Annotated in this window: 18 protein-coding genes; 12 read left to right on the forward strand and 6 right to left on the reverse strand. The window is 44.7% G+C overall.

Translation table 11 applies throughout. The features are described from left to right. Positions 1-140: 140 nt before the first annotated feature. From L4D05_RS14390 to L4D05_RS14420, 7 genes are all read left to right on the forward strand, one after another. Positions 141-1,127 carry an AAA family ATPase gene (locus L4D05_RS14390; RefSeq protein WP_428794431.1) on the forward strand — a complete coding sequence of 329 codons (987 nt, stop codon included), beginning with the start codon at positions 141-143 and terminating at the stop codon, positions 1,125-1,127. A 14-nt stretch (positions 1,128-1,141) separates the two neighbouring features. Then, positions 1,142-2,116, forward strand: a complete 975-nt coding sequence (locus L4D05_RS14395) for a DUF58 domain-containing protein (protein ID WP_428794432.1) — start codon at positions 1,142-1,144, stop codon at positions 2,114-2,116. Next, complete coding sequence (locus L4D05_RS14400) at positions 2,106-2,627, forward strand: DUF4381 domain-containing protein (RefSeq protein WP_428794433.1); 522 nt, start codon at positions 2,106-2,108, stop codon at positions 2,625-2,627. The genes L4D05_RS14395 and L4D05_RS14400 overlap by 11 nt, the downstream gene beginning before the upstream one ends. Then, entirely contained in the window at positions 2,614-3,714 is a 1,101-nt protein-coding gene (locus L4D05_RS14405; protein WP_428794434.1) for a vWA domain-containing protein, read from the forward strand. Before L4D05_RS14400 ends, L4D05_RS14405 begins: the two co-directional genes overlap by 14 nt. Next, positions 3,711-5,435 (forward strand): vWA domain-containing protein, encoded by a 1,725-nt coding sequence (locus L4D05_RS14410; RefSeq protein WP_428794435.1) that lies wholly within the window; start codon positions 3,711-3,713, stop codon positions 5,433-5,435. The genes L4D05_RS14405 and L4D05_RS14410 overlap by 4 nt, the downstream gene beginning before the upstream one ends. After that, complete coding sequence (locus L4D05_RS14415; RefSeq protein WP_428794436.1) at positions 5,432-6,745, forward strand: BatD family protein; 1,314 nt, start codon at positions 5,432-5,434, stop codon at positions 6,743-6,745. Before L4D05_RS14410 ends, L4D05_RS14415 begins: the two co-directional genes overlap by 4 nt. 77 nt (positions 6,746-6,822) lie before the next feature. Further along, positions 6,823-7,740 (forward strand): LysR family transcriptional regulator, encoded by a 918-nt coding sequence (locus L4D05_RS14420; RefSeq protein WP_428794437.1) that lies wholly within the window; start codon positions 6,823-6,825, stop codon positions 7,738-7,740. 124 nt (positions 7,741-7,864) lie between these two features. Here the strand turns inward: L4D05_RS14420 and L4D05_RS14425 are convergent, their stop codons facing one another. Continuing rightward, positions 7,865-8,593 carry a formylglycine-generating enzyme family protein gene (locus L4D05_RS14425; RefSeq protein WP_428794470.1) on the reverse strand — a complete coding sequence of 243 codons (729 nt, stop codon included), beginning with the start codon at positions 8,591-8,593 and terminating at the stop codon, positions 7,865-7,867. A gap of 198 nt (positions 8,594-8,791) precedes the next feature. On the opposite strand from L4D05_RS14425, the gene L4D05_RS14430 reads away from it, so the two are divergent. Both L4D05_RS14430 and L4D05_RS14435 read left to right on the forward strand, forming a co-directional pair. Then, positions 8,792-10,138, forward strand: a complete 1,347-nt coding sequence (locus tag L4D05_RS14430; RefSeq protein ID WP_428794438.1) for an anaerobic sulfatase maturase — start codon at positions 8,792-8,794, stop codon at positions 10,136-10,138. 12 nt (positions 10,139-10,150) lie between these two features. Then, positions 10,151-11,200, forward strand: coding sequence for a HEAT repeat domain-containing protein (locus tag L4D05_RS14435; protein WP_428794439.1), 1,050 nt, complete (start codon positions 10,151-10,153; stop codon positions 11,198-11,200). Positions 11,201-11,266: 66 nt separating this feature from the next. Here the strand turns inward: L4D05_RS14435 and L4D05_RS14440 are convergent, their stop codons facing one another. From L4D05_RS14440 to L4D05_RS14460, 5 genes are all read right to left on the reverse strand, one after another. Then, a complete protein-coding gene (locus L4D05_RS14440; protein ID WP_250618544.1) occupies positions 11,267-11,515 on the reverse strand; it encodes a DUF3297 family protein in 249 nt (82 codons plus the stop codon). 210 nt (positions 11,516-11,725) lie between these two features. Further along, positions 11,726-13,132, reverse strand: a complete 1,407-nt coding sequence (uxaC, locus tag L4D05_RS14445) for a glucuronate isomerase (protein WP_428794440.1) — start codon at positions 13,130-13,132, stop codon at positions 11,726-11,728. A 12-nt stretch (positions 13,133-13,144) separates the two neighbouring features. Continuing rightward, positions 13,145-14,608, reverse strand: coding sequence for a fructuronate reductase (locus L4D05_RS14450; RefSeq protein ID WP_428794441.1), 1,464 nt, complete (start codon positions 14,606-14,608; stop codon positions 13,145-13,147). A 115-nt stretch (positions 14,609-14,723) separates the two neighbouring features. Beyond that, a complete protein-coding gene (locus tag L4D05_RS14455) occupies positions 14,724-16,025 on the reverse strand; it encodes a TRAP transporter large permease (RefSeq protein WP_428794442.1) in 1,302 nt (433 codons plus the stop codon). Between the two features lie 11 nt (positions 16,026-16,036). Then, positions 16,037-16,552 (reverse strand): TRAP transporter small permease, encoded by a 516-nt coding sequence (locus L4D05_RS14460; RefSeq protein ID WP_428794443.1) that lies wholly within the window; start codon positions 16,550-16,552, stop codon positions 16,037-16,039. A gap of 299 nt (positions 16,553-16,851) precedes the next feature. On the opposite strand from L4D05_RS14460, the gene L4D05_RS14465 reads away from it, so the two are divergent. The 3 genes from L4D05_RS14465 (at position 16,852) to uxuA (ending at position 20,043) form a co-directional block, all read left to right on the forward strand. Further along, a complete protein-coding gene (locus L4D05_RS14465) occupies positions 16,852-17,835 on the forward strand; it encodes a TRAP transporter substrate-binding protein (RefSeq protein ID WP_428794444.1) in 984 nt (327 codons plus the stop codon). A 107-nt stretch (positions 17,836-17,942) separates the two neighbouring features. Next, positions 17,943-18,728: an FCD domain-containing protein gene (locus L4D05_RS14470; RefSeq protein ID WP_428794445.1), complete on the forward strand. Its 786-nt coding sequence runs from the start codon at positions 17,943-17,945 to the stop codon at positions 18,726-18,728. Between the two features lie 133 nt (positions 18,729-18,861). After that, complete coding sequence (gene uxuA / locus L4D05_RS14475) at positions 18,862-20,043, forward strand: mannonate dehydratase (protein WP_428794446.1); 1,182 nt, start codon at positions 18,862-18,864, stop codon at positions 20,041-20,043. Positions 20,044-20,131 lie beyond the last annotated feature (88 nt).

A 20,131-nucleotide genomic window follows, 5' to 3' on the forward strand; every position in this document is an offset into this window, starting at 1 on the left:
GGGACGTTATTTCTGTGAAACGTCCTACTGCCAACTAAACTAATCCTATTACGAGCGAGCGTCGCTTTATAGTGACTATAACCAAAGGTTATGGGCAGCTTGAGTACTATCCAATAACACCTAACTCGATGGGACAAGACATGAACCAAGCACAACTAAAAATCGCCGAACTAATTACTCGTATTGAACAAGACGTAGTAGGTCAGCAGCATGTTGTGAAAGCGTTAGTGCTCGGACTGCTTACGAATGGACATATATTGTTAGAAGGTCTGCCGGGTACGGCAAAAACACGCTCGGTTAAGGCATTGGCTAATGCCTTAAATAGTCGGTTTGGGCGAATTCAATTTACCCCAGATTTACTTCCATCCGATGTCACGGGTACGGAGGTATATCAAGAGTTAGAAGGCAAACCACAGCTTACGTTTCAGCAAGGTCCGATATTCAATGACATTGTATTGGCGGATGAAATCAATAGAGCACCCGCTAAAGTGCAAGCAGCGTTACTAGAAGCAATGGCTGAATCAACGGTAACGGTTGGTGACCAAACTCACGCATTGCCAGAATTATTTATGGTTCTCGCGACCCAAAACCCAGTCGAACAAGAGGGAACATATCCTTTGCCTGAAGCGCAAATGGACCGCTTCATCATGAAAGTGAACGTGGATTATCCAGAAGATGATGCCGAACTTGCCATTATTCGTTTAGTTCGAAGTGAGGAGAAGAAGGTTGATCGCCAAGCCGGTCATGCGTCACCTTTACCTCCGATTGACCCTCAATTAATTCTTCAAGCACGCGGCGAATTGCCGAAGATCGCCGTGTCAGACTTAGTTGAAAAGTACATTGTGGCGCTTGTGATGGCAACGCGTAAGCCTCAGCGTTACCCGGACAGCAAGCTGAGTGAATGGATAGCGGTAGGGGCAAGTCCGCGTGCCTCCATCGCTTTGGATAAATGCGCCCGCGCAAATGCGTGGTTGGAAGGGCGAGATTATGTCTTGCCAGATGATGTACGAGCAATGGCGTCCATGGTTCTTGGCCACCGCTTTAGTTTGTCTTATGACGCTTTGGCTGATGGTGTGAGCCACCAAACCGTGGTGGACACGTTACTTGATAGCGTTGAAATCGGATAGAGGATGTCATTGATATGATAAGCCCAACCAGTCCTCCAAGTTCGGTAAGTCGCGACGCGAGAATTTATTGCGATTATGCGCAATTGGTTCGCTTACAGTCTCAATCTCAATCTTTTCATTTACTTCCCAACTTAAAAGCGGGAAGTGCTTTGTCAGGGCGACATCAATCTCTGTTTAGAGGTCGCGGACTCAATTTTGAAGAACTGCGCCATTACCAACTCGGCGATGACATTCGAAACTTAGATTGGAAGGTGACGATGCGAACAGGAAAGCCGCATGTTCGCACCTATACCGAAGAGAAAGATCGAGATGTTGTGATTGTTGTTGATCAACGTAGTGCGATGTTTTTCTCCTCTGTGCAAGTGATGAAATCGGTCGTCGCGGCGGAAATCGCCGCATTGTGTGCTTGGCGGGTATTAAAAGACAGCGATAGAGTTGGCTTTCTGCTCGCTGGTAGCCAACGTTTGACGTGGAGCAAGTCGAAACGATCCCAAAATGATCTTTTGGCTCAGTTAAAACGCATTGCTCACGCTAATCAAACGCTTGATGCTGCGAGTATCGATGCAGAAGGGACTCAATTTGATGATATTGTTCAGTTATTACTGCGCTTAAAGCTTAAGTCGACAACGTTAATATTGATCAGCGATTGGAGTGATGCGAGTACTCAAAATATCTCTCACTTACAACGTCTACAGCAGCACAATGACGTACTAGCCATCATGGTCTCTGATCAGTTTGAACAGCAGTTACCTACTCATGCATCAACGCAAGGTTGGGTGATGGGTAATGGCTCGCAACAAGTTAGTATCCAAAATGATGCGATGTTACAGGTCGTCAATCGTCAGTTACAAGACCACATTAAGTCCAAGCGAGAGCAACTTTCCAAACTGATGCATCGTTATCATATTCCGTTAGTCGAGCTGGATACATCTGGGCAGCACATCGCCCAATTTAAGAAAACGGTGGGAGGCTGCAAAGATGGAGCATAAACCGCCAAGTACCTACATCCTTCGAGAGATGGTGGATGTCGATATACCTGAATCCATTAGCTGGTTTCCTCAAACATTAGGCTGGAAGATTGTTGCAGTGGTGCTTGTCGCTATATTGCTGGTGGTTATTGCCAAATTAGTGAAGCATTGGTGGAAAAATCGTTATCGTGGCGAAGCATTGCAAGCGATACAACAAGTTAACGTGCTTGAACCTAAAGCAGAGTATCAATTATTTTTGGTGATAAAAGCGGTATTACGCTACAGAGAGAAAGAGGCTGCAGCGCTGTATGGCGTGGATTTTCTTACTACGTTGGACCGTATGAATCCAGGTAGCCCTGTTTGGGCGCCTAACGATCATTGTCATGTTGATGAGCATTTAGGCATGCAATGGATGGAGAGTATCGTTAATCCAAAATCAACGTTAACCCCTGAACAAAAGCAAGCCTTAGTGAGTGAGTTAAAGCAGTGGATTCTTCATCATGATTCTGGAGACGCGCATGTTACTTGCTAGTTTAGGCATTACTGGCCTTGATGCCCGTCAATTCCAATGGAGCAGTTTAGAGCTAGTCCATCCATTATGGCTGTTATTGCTACCGTTACCCTTAGTCATTTATCATCTGATTCCCGCATATAGAACCAAGAAAAAAGCGACGAAAGTACCGTTTTTCCAATTGCTCGTCAATGCATTAGGGGAACCGCCACGCCAAGGCGCCCACCAACTCAAGGCGCGTTGGTGGCAGCGTGCTGTACTTTTGGTTGCGTGGGTGCTAGTGGTCATCGCGTTGACAAAACCAACGTTGCTAGGGCCGCCGCAATTTAGAGAAAGTTTCGGGCGTGATGTTATGGTGGTACTGGATTTATCTGGTTCCATGGCAGAAGAAGACTTTATTTCACGCCAAGGCAAGAAAGTGACGCGCTTAGATGCGGCTAAAGACGTTTTGAACGAGTTTGCAGATGGACGAGAAGGTGACCGTTTAGGGATGATCTTGTTTGGTGACGCGGCTTTTGTACAAGCCCCTTTTACCGCTGATCATAAAGCGTGGCGAGAGCTTTTAGGACAAACTAGTGTGGCAATGGCAGGACCAAGCACGCGGTTAGGCGATGCCATAGGTCTGGCAATTAAGGTGTTTGAAAATCAGCAAGAAGACAACAGTAATGAGTCTGAGCGAGAAAAAGTGGCGATTGTTTTGACAGACGGCAATGATACGGGAAGCTTTGTTGAACCAATTGATGCCGCCAAAGTGGCCGCTGTAAAAGGCGTGCGTATCCATATGATTGCAATGGGCGATCCGAGAACCGTTGGAGAACAAGCGTTGGACATGGAGACCATTCGCCGTGTTGCGAGTGAAACAGGAGGCGAGTCTTTTGAGGCGCTCGATCGTGATTCGCTAACGGCAGCATACCAGGTAATCTCTGAACTCGAGCCAAGGCTATATGAGAGTACCAGTTTCAGACCAAAGCAAAGTATCCATCACTATCTTGTGTCCATTGTGATTGGTTTAGTGTTGGTGGCATTTACTGTAGCAAGTGTGACCCGGCGATTTTTCCCCGTTCAGCCAAGAAGCGCTGAAGATAAGAAAGCGGGAGACACGTTATGATAGACACGCAATGGTTAGAACAGGTTATTACCCAGTTTCATTTTATACGACCATTATGGCTATTGGCATTTATCCCGATGGCAGTGGTGTTCTATGTGCGGTGGAAACAAGAAGCGAATTCTGAAGATAGCCGATTTTTACCGTCACATCTCCGGCAAGCATTGACTATCGAATCACAAGGATGGAATAACCAACTGCCGCTAAAAATGCTGATACTCGGTACCACTCTACTTATTGTCGTCGCTTCTGGACCGACGTGGCAACGTCAGGCCTCGCCCTTTGGTGAAGATAAAGCGTCCTTAATGATTGTGCTTGATGTTAGCGAAAGTATGCTGCAAACCGATGTTGCGCCAAATCGTTTAGAGCGCGCGAAGCATAAAATACACGATTTGCTAGAGATGCGACATGGCGGTCGAACGGGGCTTGTGGTTTATTCCGGCTCGGCGCATTTAGCGATGCCCACGACGCAGGATAACCGCGTTTTTGCGCCGTTTCTTGCGGCGATAGACCCACAAATAATGCCAGTGGCGGGGAAAGCCGCAGAGAACACTTTACCGATCATTAAACAGCAACTCGACGGCCAGCCTGGTAGCACGGTGCTACTCATTACCGATGGTGCGACCCCAGCAACGGTCAAGGCTTTTGAATCTGAATTTGCGTCATCTTCTACCCAACTATTGGTGCTTGCGATGGGGAACCGTGACATTGTCACTAATAGTCCGTTAGATATAGTGGCATTGAAGCAATTGGCTAATGCCGCCAATGGCCGCCTTTTTCAGACTAGTATTGATAGCAGTGATATTCAGGCGTTGTCTCGTGATATTGATACGCATATGGAAATCAATGGAGAGTCGACCATGCCATGGAAAGACATGGGGTATGGCCTATTGGTTCCCATTGCGTTACTGATGCTGCTTTGGTTTAGAAAAGGCTGGTTGGTTCAATGGTGCCTGCTTATCGTGTTGGTTATACCCACAATCACGCCTTCAACAGCCTTTGCCAACCAAGATTCATTACTGCAGGAGAGCGCTGAATCTAGCGTTGAGACATCTAGCATTGAGACAGGCGACAACGAAGTCATACAAACGCGAACGTTAAGGGATAAAGGGTATCAATGGTGGATGGATCTTTGGTTTACTCAAGATCAGCAAGGTCAGAGACTGTTTGACCAACAGCGTTATCTAGAAGCGGCGCGCCATTATACGCAACCGCAATATAAAGGTGTGGCTTACTATTATGGTATGGAGTATCGGTTGGCGCATGCGGAGTTCCTCAAAATGGACAATGAGCAAGGCGATTATTACGCCGCCATTGCCCTTGCTCGCCAGCGAGAATATCTAGCAGCAAGAAATATGCTTCGTAGCGTGTTGGAGTCTAATACCATTGATGACGCCTTGCGAAGTAACGCCACGCAGAATCTGAAAGTCATGGAAAGTATTATTGAAGAAATTAATCGGGTCAGTGAGAGCCAAACCAACACAACTGAAAGTATGGAAGAGTCGATTGAATTAGGAGACAACCCCCAAACGGCGGATGGTGCAGAAGAAATGGCCTCGGGTATATTGATGAAAAAAGAGACGTTGAATGCCAACGAGATTTTGGGAAGCGAGGCGCTTGCGGATAAGTGGTTAAAGCGGGTAGAGGCAGATCCAAAACAATTTTTACGTGCCAAATTTCAACTTCAATATCGCGATCAAATGGCGTTGGGAGGCAGCAAGTGAACCTTAAATATAAATTCGTTTTAGTGTTGCTTGCGACAGTCGCGATGCTGTCTCATTCAGCCTTGGCCACTGAGAAGGACAGTTCGACGACACAGACCGTTAAAATGTCGGCCTGGTTAGGCAAGAAAAATGCCTCGAAGCCTCAAGACTTTACCGTCAATGAGCAAGTGGTTTTGTCGATTGAAGTGGCGACACCACGTTGGTTTACGGGAGGGACGCGTATTAGTCGTATTGATGTGCCAAACCTTATTGCTAAACAGCGTAACCCAATGGCCATCAATTCCACAGAGCGCAAAAATGGCGTCACATGGTCAAAGCAGCGTTGGGAGGTGACATTATATCCACAAACATCTGGGACATTTGTTATACCCCCGATCGCCATCCAAACACAGGTATCGACACCAAATGTACGCTCCGCTTCTCGCACGTTATATACGCAGCCGATGTCGTTTGACGTTAGAATGCCGATAGGAAAATTGTCTGATCAACAGTCATGGCTTTCGGCGAGTGATATGACGCTAACACAGCAATGGGAGACGTCGAATGATGAGCTCAAGGCCGGAGACTCAATTACCCGCACGGTAACACTTAACGCTGACGATACCCTTTCTATTCTTATTCCTAGCTTAATACCCAAAGATGCAACGCATGCTTATCAAGTTTATCGTCAACCGCCTCGCCTAAGCGATAGCCATGAAAGGGGAGCGTATAAAGCGCAGCGAACTGAACAGCATACTTATGTGTTGCAAAAAGGAGGCAACTTTACACTCCCAGATATCGATGTTGTCTGGTGGAACAGCAGCAAAAAAACACTGGAAACAGTGATGTTAGAAGGTAAAGCAATTTCGGTTCGTCATACGTTTTCGTCTTTTGTTACTCAATATCAGCGCTGGCTTGTTGGTATAGCCGTTTTACTGATAACGCTTATTGTCGGTGGCGTTTTGCTTTACAGACGTGTTCAACAGCAAGGTTTTTCAGATAGTTTTAATTTACTATTTGCATTGAAAAATAATAACTTTTCGCAGTTACGCTTACTGACCTATCGAAAGCTCAAAATGTCCCAAGGGAAAGTCACTTTATCGACGGTTTCAAACAATGACCATTGGGAAGAGCAAGCTAGGCAGTGGCAGGCAGGGAAAGAAAGCACCAGTTTGTTAATGCAGGTGTGGCGTAAAGTGAGCCAAAAACAAGGCGAAGAGGCGGCAAAACCAAGTAAAAAGGGCAGGTCAGCGCTGACTGCACTAAGAAAACGGATATGTCCTCCTGCGCTTACGTTGCCAGAGGAGCCCAACAGCGAGCAGTCTCAATAGTGTCTGTGACATGATATTGCAGACGGTGTCGATTTTAACAGCAACGCTGCCTTTTGGTGGGGATGCTATGGAAGCTTATGAAAAACACTGAATTGAATCTCATCCCTATTTTTGTTGCGATTTATGAAGAAAAAAACTTGTCGAAAGCGGCTAACCGCATGGATATTAGCCAGCCAGCGGTGAGTAAAGCGTTAGCAAAACTGCGCGATATTTACGATGATCCTTTGTTTCATAGGAATTCGTCTGGTGTAGAACCAACATCATTTGCAGGGGATATTTACCCGGCGATGGCGGCAGCGCTTAAAAACTATACATCGACGTTGTCGGCGTCACGTGATTTTAATCCAAAGAAATCTAAACGTATTTTTTCTATTGCGTGTGTTTCTCCCACAAATTTCAATCTAATCCCTATTGTCGTAAAACTGATCAGCGCAGTTGCTCCTGACGTGTTTTTGGAAGTTCATCCGTTGTTCACTGAAGATTATGAGTCGGACCTTCGTTTACAACGTTATGATTTGATCGTGGATATGACGCCGAAGGGGAGAACAACCTTAAAGCATGAATTGCTGTATAACGAAGACCTTTCCGTTGTTTGTAGTCAAGACCATCCTCGAATTGATGACTCAATTGACATGGTGCAGTTCCTTAAAGAGGAGCATGTTGTGGTGTCGCGATGGCATACTAGACGGAGTTTATTAGAGGTAGAAGACTGCAGCGACCTTCAACAAAGAAGGGTAGTATATCGAGCAGCAGGGGCGGTGGAAATGTTACCGGTGATAGAAGGCACTGAGTATATTGGCATGCTACCGGGCACAACCATCGCTGACTTTGCAGAAAAGTACCACATTAAGGCAGTACCTTTGCCCTTTGACTTGCCCGACTTGGGATTGTCAATGATCTGGCACCCAAGTCGCACCCATGATTGTGGTCATCGATGGTTAAGGGGGAAGTTTAAGAAAGCGGCCAAGATGTGGAGCCAAGAAAGGCTGGCTTAACTAAACTGTAGTCATTGGGATGTATGTCTTCACTGGGCGCTTAAAAGAAAGGGAGTGGGATACGGAATGCCCTTTCTTTGTCCAAGCGCTCGCGTTGTGCTGGGCTACATTCGCTATTCGAAGATTACTGGCTATCTTTAGCCAGCCTTAACCCGATATCTGACATGATGATAGATTGGCTAGCAAAATCACGACGATAGTTTTCAGAGTCGTGTTTTGGGTAAGAGAAACTGCCACCGCGTAACGATTTATGCGCAAGGTTAACATCGCTATCCTGAGCGTTATTCGGATTATCGGTTGGTCCATAACGATAGTAAGTATCATCAAAAGCGTCGATAACAAATTCACCGACGTTACCCGTCATATCGTACAACCCAAGTTCATTGGGGGCTTTTAGGCCTACTGGATGAGCTTGGTTGTTCGCATTACCTGCATACCAAGCGACATCATTAATGTCGTTTGAGCCACTATAGGTATAACCTTTACTGTTATTGCCACCCCTTGCAGCAAACTCCCATTCCGCTTCGGTAGGGAGTCGGTAGGATTCGCCCGTTAGTTCATTGAGGCGGTCAATGAAGTAGTTTGCCTGTTGCCAGCTTAAATTATTGACTGGGATATTATCGCCAGAGAAATAACTCATCGATGACCCCATAACGGACTCGAATAGTGATTGAGTCACTTCAAACTTTGAAATGTAGAAACTATTCACAGTGACTTCTCGAGATGGTTGCTCCGCTTTCGAAGCGCTCGCCTCATCAGAACCCATCACGAAGTTCCCGCCTTCGACCAAAACTAAATCATCATTGATGAGTTTGGCAATGGGGTGGCTAGATTGTGTCGCACATCCTGTCATGACAAGAGCTAATGAAAGGGCGCAGCACCCAAGGTAAGTTTTACTTTTCAACGTCGGCATGACAGGGTTCTCCAGTCTTGTGTAGGGCACTAGATTACCGATTTTGGTCATTCCAATTGGTTATAAAGGGTATAACGGGCAAAGAAAACGTATCAGAATTATGATGGGTATGACCCACTCATTTCAGGTGTTCCCAGTATGCATATCACTCAAGGCCCTCAATTTAACGGTAAAGCGTCGAAACGGTTACATGCCATGGCTAAGCCCATTGGCGCAGCTTGTAATATCGACTGTACTTACTGTTATTACTTAAGCAAACAGGACTTGCTGGAATACAAAAAAGGATGCTCTCCTAGAATGGATGACGAGACGTTAGAAATTTACATTCGTCAGTACATTGAAGGACAAAATACACCAGAGATTATTTTTTCTTGGCAGGGCGGAGAGCCGACCATGCTTGGGTTGGAGTATTTTCAAAAAATTGTCGCGCTACAGGCGAAGTATCGTCCTGCAGGCATTCGGATCTCCAATGACTTACAAACCAATGGTACGCTCCTTAATGATGAGTGGTGTGAGTTTTTGTCTGAGCATCAGTTTTTAGTTGGGTTGAGCATTGACGGTCCCGAACTGCTTCATAACACTTATCGCACCAATAGAGCAGGGCGCGGTACGTTTCGTCAGGTGATGAATGCGGTTGAGTTACTGCATAAACATAACGTCAAGTTTGCGACATTAACTTGCGTGAATAATCTGACTAGTCAAAACCCTCTAGAAGTCTATCGATTCTTGCGCGATGTCGTTAAGTCGCCTCAGATGCAATTTATCCCTATTGTTGAGCAGAAAACATTTCGAACTACAGCGCCGCAAACATGGGCGGCTTCGGACCAGTTAAAGCAAGGCGATAAACGTCTGATCCCGGGCCATAAAGATTCAGTCGTAGAACCTTGGTGCGTATCTGATCAAGCATGGGGGAACTTTCTTATCGCGGTATTTGATGAATGGATTCAAAAAGACATCGGTAAAGTGTTCGTTCAGTATTTTGAAGCGAGCGTTGAAACGTGGACTGGTCGTCCTAACCCACTATGTACGCTCAATGAGTTGTGTGGCAAAGGGCTAGCAATGGAACCCAATGGTGATGTGTATAGTTGTGATCACTACGTCTACCAAGAATACAAAATCGGCAATATTCACCATCAAAAATTGGATGAGATGGCGTACAGCCCAGCCCAACAAAATTTTGGGTTTGCTAAATCACGCACATTAACTAGCCAGTGTCAGAGTTGTGATTATAAATTTGCCTGCCATGGCGAATGTCCTAAGAACCGTTTTATCAGAACCAAAACAGGCGAGCCGGGGCTTAACTATTTATGCGCTGGTTGGCATAAGTTTTTTGCACATGCCGATAAGGCGCTGTCTTATATCTTAAGAGCGACGGGTCACCCTGTTACTCACGGTAAGTTTAGTGATGAAGCACTGCGCAAACACCAAGTCGAGATGTCCGCGAAAAAGACCACCGTGACAGCGTCATTTAGCAGCAAATTTTAGGAAGCAACTCAAATGAAAAAATCGTTAGCCTGTGTTTTTCTGACGCTTGCATCAGCATCCGTTATCGCCGCCAATGTTGCGCCATCTGGAACAATTCCAAATGAACGACCTGCTACAATTTCTGATGAGCAAACCGTGACAACAACCCTTGAGCAGCAACTGAGTCAACTCTCTTATACCGCGCAGAACATCAACGAATCGGAACAAGTACGTTCCAAGGCACTAAGAGAGTTAGAGAATTACCCTAGTCAAAACGCGCTGGTGGCAGTAGTTCGAGGGCTAAAAGACCCGTCTTACGTGGTTAGAGAAGCGGCCATAATTGGTGCCGAGCCTTATCAGATCGAGCATCGTTGGCGTATTGTTGCGCCATTACTGATAGATAGCAACGAGGTAGTGCGAGTGACGGCTACCGCCAGCTTAGTGCGCGATTACGCCAATGTTACGCCAGAGCAGCAGCAACAATTGCAAATACCTATTGCAGAACTTAAGGACTATTTAGCCAACAAAGACGATTTTGATTCCCAGTTGCTGCTAGCCGATGTATTACGCTGGAGCCAAGAGTGGGCACTGGCCGACAAACACTATCAGACGTTGCTCATCGAAAACGATGATAACCCGCAAGTGTGGTTAAATATTGCTGATAATTATCGCGCGCAAAATCAAGATAAATTGGCGATTGAAACGCTCGATACCGCAATAAGCATTAATGAAGATGTGGCGTCTCTCCACTATGCTAAATCGTTAACTTTGGTTCGTATGGATGAAAAGAAGAACGCGGCCAATGAGATTGAAACGGCTGCAACGTTAGCAAAAGACAATAGCTACTACTGGTATTTAAATGGTGTGCTGCAAGAAGAGTATGACATTGATAAATCAACAAAGTCGTTTGAAAAAGCGTATTTAATTTCTGGTGCCCCGGAGCAATTATACGCTGTTTGTGACATTTATGTGCGCTATGGAAATGAGCATGCAAATTCATGTTTAGATGAGCTTGGTAAAATAGCCCCACCTTATGTGCTGGAAGACTTAAGAGCAAAGCAACAGAAAGGCTTGGATTCTTAATGGATAAGTAATACCGCATAATAAAAAAACCTCCTTTCGGAGGTTTTTTCGTTTGGTGAATTCGTTTTATTTGTAAAACGCTTCAACCGTGCCTTTTAGCGTGATAAGCATTGGTTGGCCCCAACGATCAAGCGCTTTAGGTGAAGGAATTTTAACCCAACCTTCACTGATGCAGTATTCTTCTACGTCGAAACGCTCTTTGCCATTTAGGCGGATACCAATACTATACTCAAAAATTTCTGCTACGTGGTGCGGGCTACGAGGGTTGCCTGCAAGGCGATCGGGTAAAGCTGGTTGTGACTTAGAGTCGTTCATGTTCATGACCTGACATAAATAAAAAGTGCGTTATTGTAGACAAAAATTCGATAAATATCACCATCGAGATGGAAAGAAATGACTCAGAACGTGCATATTTAGAGCAATCATGAGTCAATGGTGAAAATGCCCTCGACGCACAGTCTAAAAGGGCACAAAAACATGACAAATGTGAGCATTTTTCGAGGTGATGGCCTATTATCACGAAGTTTACTTAGTAAAGTAGCGCTTAGCGTTGTGAAAGCAAATGTTCTCGACCATTGGCCCTAAGAGCGTCATATCATTTGGTGCTTCACCATTTTCAGCCCAATGTCCTATCATATCGCAGAGTATACGCCGAAAGTACTCGTGTCTTGTGTAAGACAAGAAGCTTCGTGAATCGGTAAGCATACCGACAAATTGGCTCAGTAGGCCGAGTTGTGCGAGTTGTTCCATTTGGCGCTGCATGCCATCTTTTTGATCATTAAACCACCAGCCAGAACCGAACTGTACTTTACCGGCAATGCCTCCCCCTTGGAAGTTACCAATCATGGTTGCCATCATCTCGTTATCGCGAGGGTTTAAGCAATATAAAATGGTTTTAGGTAGCTCGTTACTTCGATCCATGGCGTCGAGTAAATTCGCTAATTCGAAAGCAAAAGCTCTATCGCTAATGGAATCGAATCCTGCATCTGCTCCAAGGAGTTTAAACATACGAGTATTGTTATTACGTTGAGCGCCGATATGCAGTTGCATCACCCATCCCAGTTTTGCATAGCGTTTACCAAGCCAGACTTGTACCGCGGTAGAAAACTGGGCGCATTCGGTTTCAGATAAAGTTTCACCTTTAATGCGACGTTGCACTAACGAAGAGAGTATTTTCTCGGATGGAATAGCGGCATAGCGAACAATCTCCATGCCATGGTCGGCAGCTCGGCATCCGTGAGCATCAAAATGTGCTAAACGTTTATCGAGGGCAGTTAACAAAGAGTCAAAGTTGTTGATCTCTACATCGGCAACAGAACCAAGTAACTGCATGTATTGTGCAAAGCCGCCTAACTCTATTTTAAAGGCTCGGTCAGGACGCCAGCTCGGTAATACATCAACGTCAAAGCTATCGTCATTTGCAATCAATTTATGGTGCGCTAACGTGTCCACAGGGTCATCGGTTGTACCTGCCATAACGACGTTCATTTGTTTCATAATTCCTCGAGCGGAGAAGTCGTCCGACTGAAGTCTCTCGTTACACTCATGCCAAATTTTATCAGCAGTTGTTGGACTTAGAAGTTTTCCTGTAATCCCAAAAGGACGACGCAGCTCTAAATGAGTCCAGTGATAAAGAGGGTTACCTAACGTTTGAGGAACGGTTTTTGCCCATGCTTGAAATTTGTCGTAGTCTGATGCATCACCGGTGATAAAATGCTCCGCAATTCCTGCTGAGCGCATACCACGCCATTTATAATGGTCACCTTCTAGCCAGATTTGCGCTAAATTAGAGAATTGACGGTTTTGCGCGATATCGGCGGTGTTTAAATGACAGTGATAGTCGTAAATAGGCTGATGCGCGGCATGCTCATGATAAAGGTGTCGAGCGGTTTCATTTCCTAGTAGGAAGTCGTCACATAAGAAGTTTTTCATCGTTTCATTCCTTTATAAAGCCGCAACGGTCGCTTTGGCGCCATTGTCGATGAGTGACTGATAAGCAAGTGTGACGGCTGCAATCACTTGTTCGTTCTGTCCAATTTCTGTTTGGAAAATAGCTTCGATAGAAAGAAGGGCGGGAACAACAGAAGCGTTGAGCCCGTGCTGGCTACAAATGTCACTAAGGTGGTGAACCATAGGATCGCGTACGTCAATGTCTTGACCTTGTTCATCAACACCGCTAACGTAACGCATCCACCCCGCAATTCCTGTCGCAAGCCACCGAAAATCAGTCTGGTTATTTAAGTGGAATTGTAAACTGCTGCCCATACGTTGCGGGATTTTTTGGCTACCATCCATCGCTATCTGCCACGTTTTATGTTTTAAGCTCGGGTTAGTAAAGCGGTCAATCAGTGAAGTGGCGTAGGCGTTGAGGTCTGTGCCTTCTGGCATAGAGAGTGACGATGCCTGAGCGCGCATCATCATATCAAAAGCAGCTTTACGGTAGCCTTGGTCTGTCATGGTGTCTGCAATGTGTTCGTAGCCGCCAAGGTAACCTAGGTAAGCTAGGAATGAGTGGCTACCGTTGAGCATACGTAGTTTCATTTCCTCATAGGGTACGACATCTTCAACAAATTCTGCTCCGGCAAGATTCCACTCTGGCCGACCTGCAACAAAGTTGTCTTCAATGACCCATTGACGAAATGGTTCACAAGCAATGCCGCAAGGATCTTGAACACCGAGTAAGGTGGTAATTTCGTTTAGTGTCTCTTCTGTTGCCGCAGGGACAATACGGTCGACCATGGTACAAGGGAAAGTGACATGAGCTTCAATCCAGGCTGCAAGTTCTACATTTAGCAATGCTGCGAACTCTAAGATAGCCGCTTTTGCAACATGGCCGTTTTCCTGTACGTTATCGCAAGACATTACGGTAAATGCGTTCTGTCCTCGTTCTCGTCGAAGTTGCAATGCTTGGACAATGTAACCAAGCGCTGATGAAGGTTGAGTTGGGTTGCTAAGATCGGCGATGACTAGTGGATTATTCTTGTCCAAACGCCCTGTTGCAGGGTCGGTGCAATAACCTTTTTCAGTAATAGTCATTGAAACTATGGCTACTTGTGGCTCTGCCATTTTTTCGATGATGGTATTGATACCGTTAGATGCAGGGTGGAAAGATTCAGTAACCGCGCCAATGACCTTTATTGTTGTTGATTCTGCGCCTTTTTCTACGACGCTATACAAGTGATCTTGTTGGCGAAGCGCGGAAATTAACGCTTCTCCTCCGAAAAGGTTCACTTCACAAATCCCCCAGTCACTGTCCGATTTTTGGGCGACTTCGTCGGTAAAAAGGGCTTGGTGAGCACGATGAAAGGCCCCAAAGCCTAGGTGAACAATTTTGGTTTTTAAAGCGGTTCGGTTGTAATTAGGCTGAATAATCTCGTCGTTTAGTTGCGTATTTGAGAGGGTGTTCATTTGGCTTATTCCTTAATCCCGTCGTATACACGGCGGGATATCAATATGAAATTTTGTTAATTAAGTTGAAAATATTGGGTTAGTCATCTATTCCGAAATAGCAATGAATAATCACTTAGTAGCCAAGAACCAAGTTTGGTAGGAACAGGCTAAGCTCAGGAATAAAAGTGACAGCCATTAGTGCCAAAATAAGCGCCGCATAAAATGGTAATAATGGTTTAATGACTTTATCAATAGAAATGTTTGCTACTGAACAGCCAATAAATAGCGCGCTACCAACGGGTGGTGTGCAAATACCAATAGCTAAGTTGAATGTCATCATGATACCAAAGTGAACTGGGTCAATTCCCATATCCAGTGCGATTGGTAGGAATATCGGTGTGAAAATCAACACGGCTGGCGTCATATCCATGAAAATGCCCACAATCAAAAGAATAACGTTAATGATCAATAGAATGACGAGTGGATTATCGGAAATGGCTAATAGTGCGTCGGAAATCATATACGGGATGTCGGCATTCGCCATTGCCCAAGACATACCCATTGACGCACCAACAAGCAGCAAAACGATTGAGGTGGTAACAGCTGACTCTAATATGATGCTTGGAAGTTGGCGCCAGTTTACTTCACGATAAATTATGACCGCGAGTGTAAAGGTGTAGACAACGGCAATCGCCGAGGCTTCGGTCGCGGTAAATATACCGCCAATGATGCCACCCATAATAATGACGATAAGCGCAAGAGAAGGCGCCGCTTTTAAGAAAGTATCCCAAACCATTGCCAAAGACGGACGAGTGGCAATAGGGTAACCCCGACGTTTAGCGATAATTCCAGCAACAATCATAATACTGAGTCCCATCAATATGCCAGGGATGTAACCGGCTAGAAACAGGGCCGCTATTGAGGTTCCTCCAGATACCAACGAGAAGACGATCAAGGTGTTGCTTGGTGGGATCAAGAGGCCTGAAGGGCAAGATGTAATATTGACGGCAGCAGAGAAGTTTTCGTCATAGCCATCTTTTTTCTGTAGTGGTGACATGGTTCCACCAACAGCAGCAGCAGAGGCCACCGCTGACCCAGAAATAGATCCAAACATCATGTTTGCCATTACATTAACGTGGGCAAGTGAGCCTGGGAGTTGCCCACCAAGTACCTTCGCTAAGTTAATTAGACGCAACGCAATGCCACCCTGGTTCATGATGTTACCCGCAAGAATGAAGAACGGGATTGCGAGCAAGGCAAAGTTATCCAGCCCTGCGGCCATGCGTTGAGCAACAACTGCAATGGCGGGCTCAAGTGGTAAAGTCATTAAGATGGTTGCAAGTGATGATAATCCAATCGCGAAGGAAACGGGTACACCAATTGTGAGAAGCAGTGCGAAACTACCGAATAACGTAAGAATTAATTGCCATTCCATTGTGGAAACCTCTATTGATCAAGTTGGGTATCGGTGATTAACGCTTCACCATAAATCATCTGTTTTATTCGATCGCAAGCGAACACGACGGAATAGAAAATCATCAACGCGCCACTTATAGGAAGGCAGAAATAAATATAGCCCATCTCCATTCCTAAGGCTGGAGTCAATTGCCCGGTTGATAGTGTTTTTAGTGCGAGTTGTGTACCGCCATGTACCAAAACCACGTAGGCAAACAAGCCAATGGCGATTTGAATAATAAGCTCGTTGATAAGCTTGCGTTTGCCTTGGAGCTTCATCGTTAATAAATCGATGGCTAGATGACGTTTAAGACCTGTAGTGTAGGCGGCACCAATTAAAGCAACCCACATAAATAGATAGCGAGCAAGTTCATCCGTTACCGTGCTTGGTTTACCGATTACATAACGAGATAAAACCTGCCAGACTACACAGAATACGAGGAACGTCGAAAGAGAGATGGTAAATGCCGCCAGCCCCTTGTTTATGTATTTGACCAATTTGTTCATTACTATTTCCTTTCGATAAAAATGCGTACTTCATGATAACTGGTTCACCAATATGAAGAGTGAGTCCCAGATAGGGTCATTATATCCGTTCAATGTTGGTGAAATTATAAGATAGTCACTAATAGAGTCACGTGAGCTTGCTCACAAATGGATTGGTTAACCAATTAAAGTGTTTTGACTGTGATTTTGGTCAAGCAATTCGCTATATTGATTTGACGGTTTTAATTTTGGTTGCCAATATCAAGCTCGAAAGCATAAATACCCTACATATTGGAAAACCAATCCACGGAGAGAGACCCATGATGATGCGTAAAACTGTTTTAAGTACTGTAGTCGGTGTTGCAATGACGTTCGGTGTAGCGGCTTCTGCCTACGCAACGACAACATTAAAGCTAAGCCATAATCACCCTCGTGACCATGCCGTACACAAAGCAATGGACTATATGGCAAAAGAAGTGCGTGAGATGACGGATGGCGAAGTACGCATTCGTATATACCCTGATGCGCAGCTAGGTACACAGCGCGAATCCATGGAATTAATGCAAAATGGCGCTCTCGATATGGTTAAGAGTAATGCTGCAGAGTTAGAGGCATTTTCGTCTGCTTATTCCGCCTTTAATTTGCCTTATTTGTTCCGTGATAAAACACACTATTATCAAGTCACAGATGGTGATGTTGGACGAGAAATATTGAATTCTTCAACAAGTAGCGGATTTATTGGGGTTACCTATTATGATGCGGGCGCACGTAGTTTCTATACGAATAAGCCAATTAATACTCCTGAAGATTTGAAGGGGCTTAAGGTCCGAGTGCAGCCGAGTCCTTCAGCTATTGCTATGGTAAAAGCACTGGGTGGTAACCCAACACCACTCGCTTATGGTGAACTCTACACTGCCTTGCAGCAGGGTGTAGTTGATGCGGCTGAAAACAACATCCCATCCTTTAGCTTGAGCCGACATAGTGAAGTGTCGAAATATTTTAGTTTGGATGAACATACGATGGTGCCGGATGTACTTGTAATATCAACGGCTTCTTACGATAAACTCACGTCTGAGCAGCAAGGCGCACTTATGAAGGCCGCGGCAGATTCTTCGGAACTTATGAAGAAACTTTGGGCGGATTCTGAAGCAAAGGAACGTGCAAAAGCGGAAAAAATGGGCGTAACCTTTGTTGAGCCAAATAAAGCTGCGTTTGTTGAAGCTGTTCAACCGATGTATCAAAATATCGAAAAGTCGAACCCAACATTAAATACACTAATCGACAAAATTAAAGCGGTTAAATAGTTCGCAAAAGTTGATGTAAATAGCAGTCTAGTAAAGTGTGTTACCACATTAGCGTATGTAGAGGTTGACCAATTTATATTGGTCGCTATGATGGCGAGAGAAGTTAGATGGAATATAGTGACAATATCATCATGATGCCTTTTGAACCAAAACGACCCTATCAAGAGATAGGTCTAATATTAAGACAAGAGTTAATAAACGGTCATTACAAAGTGGGTGATCGACTTCCTCCTGAGCGAGATATCGCTGAACGTCTAAATGTTAGCAGAACCGTTGCTCGTGAAGCAATTATCATGCTTGAGTTGGAGAATCTGGTCGAAGTAAAAAAAGGTTCTGGTGTCTACGTGATCAATGTTCCATCTTTACTTCATTCGCGTGAGAACGTAATTAGTGATGATGCTGGACCTTTTGAAATGCTTCAAGCACGCCAACTCCTAGAGAGTAATATTGCAGAATTTGCCGCTATGCAGGTAACGCCAAATGATGTGTTGAAAATGCGTGCAGCCTTGAAGTTAGAGCGAGATGAACTCGCTTGCGGAACAGCCGATTGCAACGGTGATGAAAAATTTCATATGTGTATAGCAGAAGCGACTCAGAATTCCGTATTGGTTGATATGCTGAAGCAATCCTGGAATCGTCGTGAAAGTAGTCCGATGTGGAAGAAGCTACATTCTCATATTAGTGGACAAGACTACCGTGAAGAATGGTTAGACGATCACGCAAAAATCCTCGCGGCTTTGCAGCGCAAAGACCCCATCGCAGCAAAAAACGCTATGTGGCAACACCTTGAGAATGTCAAACAGCGACTATTGGAACTGTCGGACATTGATGACCCAGAATTTGATGGCTATCTTTTCAGCTCTAATCCGGTAATTTTACAGGGTTCAGAGTAAGGGCAGTCATATTGCTGATGTAATTCAGCTTTCATTACGCTGTCGCCTAATTGTGGCAGCATATTAAGAAGTGGTTAGTGCTTAGCTTGGTCAATTTGAGCGGGTTAAGTGCATCTTAAATAAGGTGATTGTCATGGAACAAACGTGGCGTTGGTACGGTCCTAATGATCCCGTATCTTTAGATGATATAAAGCAAGCAGGCGCAACAGGTATTGTTAATGCATTACATCATATTCCAAATGGTGAAATTTGGACAAAAGAAGAAATATTAAAGCGAAAAGCTATTATTGAAGCCAAAGGCTTTCGTTGGTCTGTTGTTGAAAGTATCCCTGTACATGAAGAAATTAAAACACGCAGTGGAAACTACCAACTTTGGATAGATAATTATAAAGAGTCGTTAAAAAACCTTGCAGAATGTGGAATTGACACGGTTTGTTATAATTTTATGCCCGTACTAGACTGGACACGCACCGATCTAGAGTACGAATTAGCAGATGGTTCAAAAGCGTTGCGTTTTGACCAAGTTGAATTTGCAGCGTTTGAGTTACACATCTTGAAGCGCCAGGATGCTAATGCTGAATACACTGAGCAAGAGCAGTTAGAAGCTAAATTACGCTTTGAGTCGATGTCACAAACCGATATAGATAAATTGACTGCAAATATTATTGCTGGTTTACCTGGAGCAGAAGAAGGTTATACGTTGGAGGAGTTCCAAGCTCGACTTGATACCTATAAAGGAATTGATAAAGAAAAGTTACGTGAGCACATGGTCTTATTTTTGAATGAACTCATGCCAACCTGCGAACAGTTTGGACTGAAATTGGCCGTTCACCCTGATGATCCACCTCGTCCGATTCTTGGTCTTCCTCGAATTGTGTCAACGATTGAAGATATTGAAGCATTAGTCACCGCCGTGCCAAGTAAAATGAATGGTATCACAATGTGTACAGGTTCTTATGGTGTTCGTGGTGACAATGATTTGGTTAGCATGATCGATACTTACGGAGAGCGTATTTATTTCACTCATTTGCGTTCAACGCAGCGTGAAGATAATCAAATGAGCTTTCACGAAGCTGCTCATCTAGAAGGTGATGTGGACATGTATAATGTTATAAATGCGCTGCTTAAAGAAGAAAATCGCCGTAAGAAAAACGGGCAGATTTGTATGATACCAATGCGCCCAGACCACGGACATCAAATGATTGATGACTTGAAGAAAAAAACTAATCCTGGGTATTCATGTATTGGGCGCTTAAAAGGGCTCGCTGAGATTCGTGGGCTTGAATTAGCATTAAGAAAAACATTTTACGAATAAAATAACGACAAGTATCGTGACGCTAAGTGGCCAATCGAAAATGATTGGCCATTTTTATTTTAGCCCTCCAAATCTTCGTTGTTTTGGT

Origin of the sequence: Vibrio nomapromontoriensis (assembly GCF_050337205.1) — a bacterium.
GTDB lineage: Bacteria > Pseudomonadota > Gammaproteobacteria > Enterobacterales > Vibrionaceae > Vibrio > Vibrio nomapromontoriensis.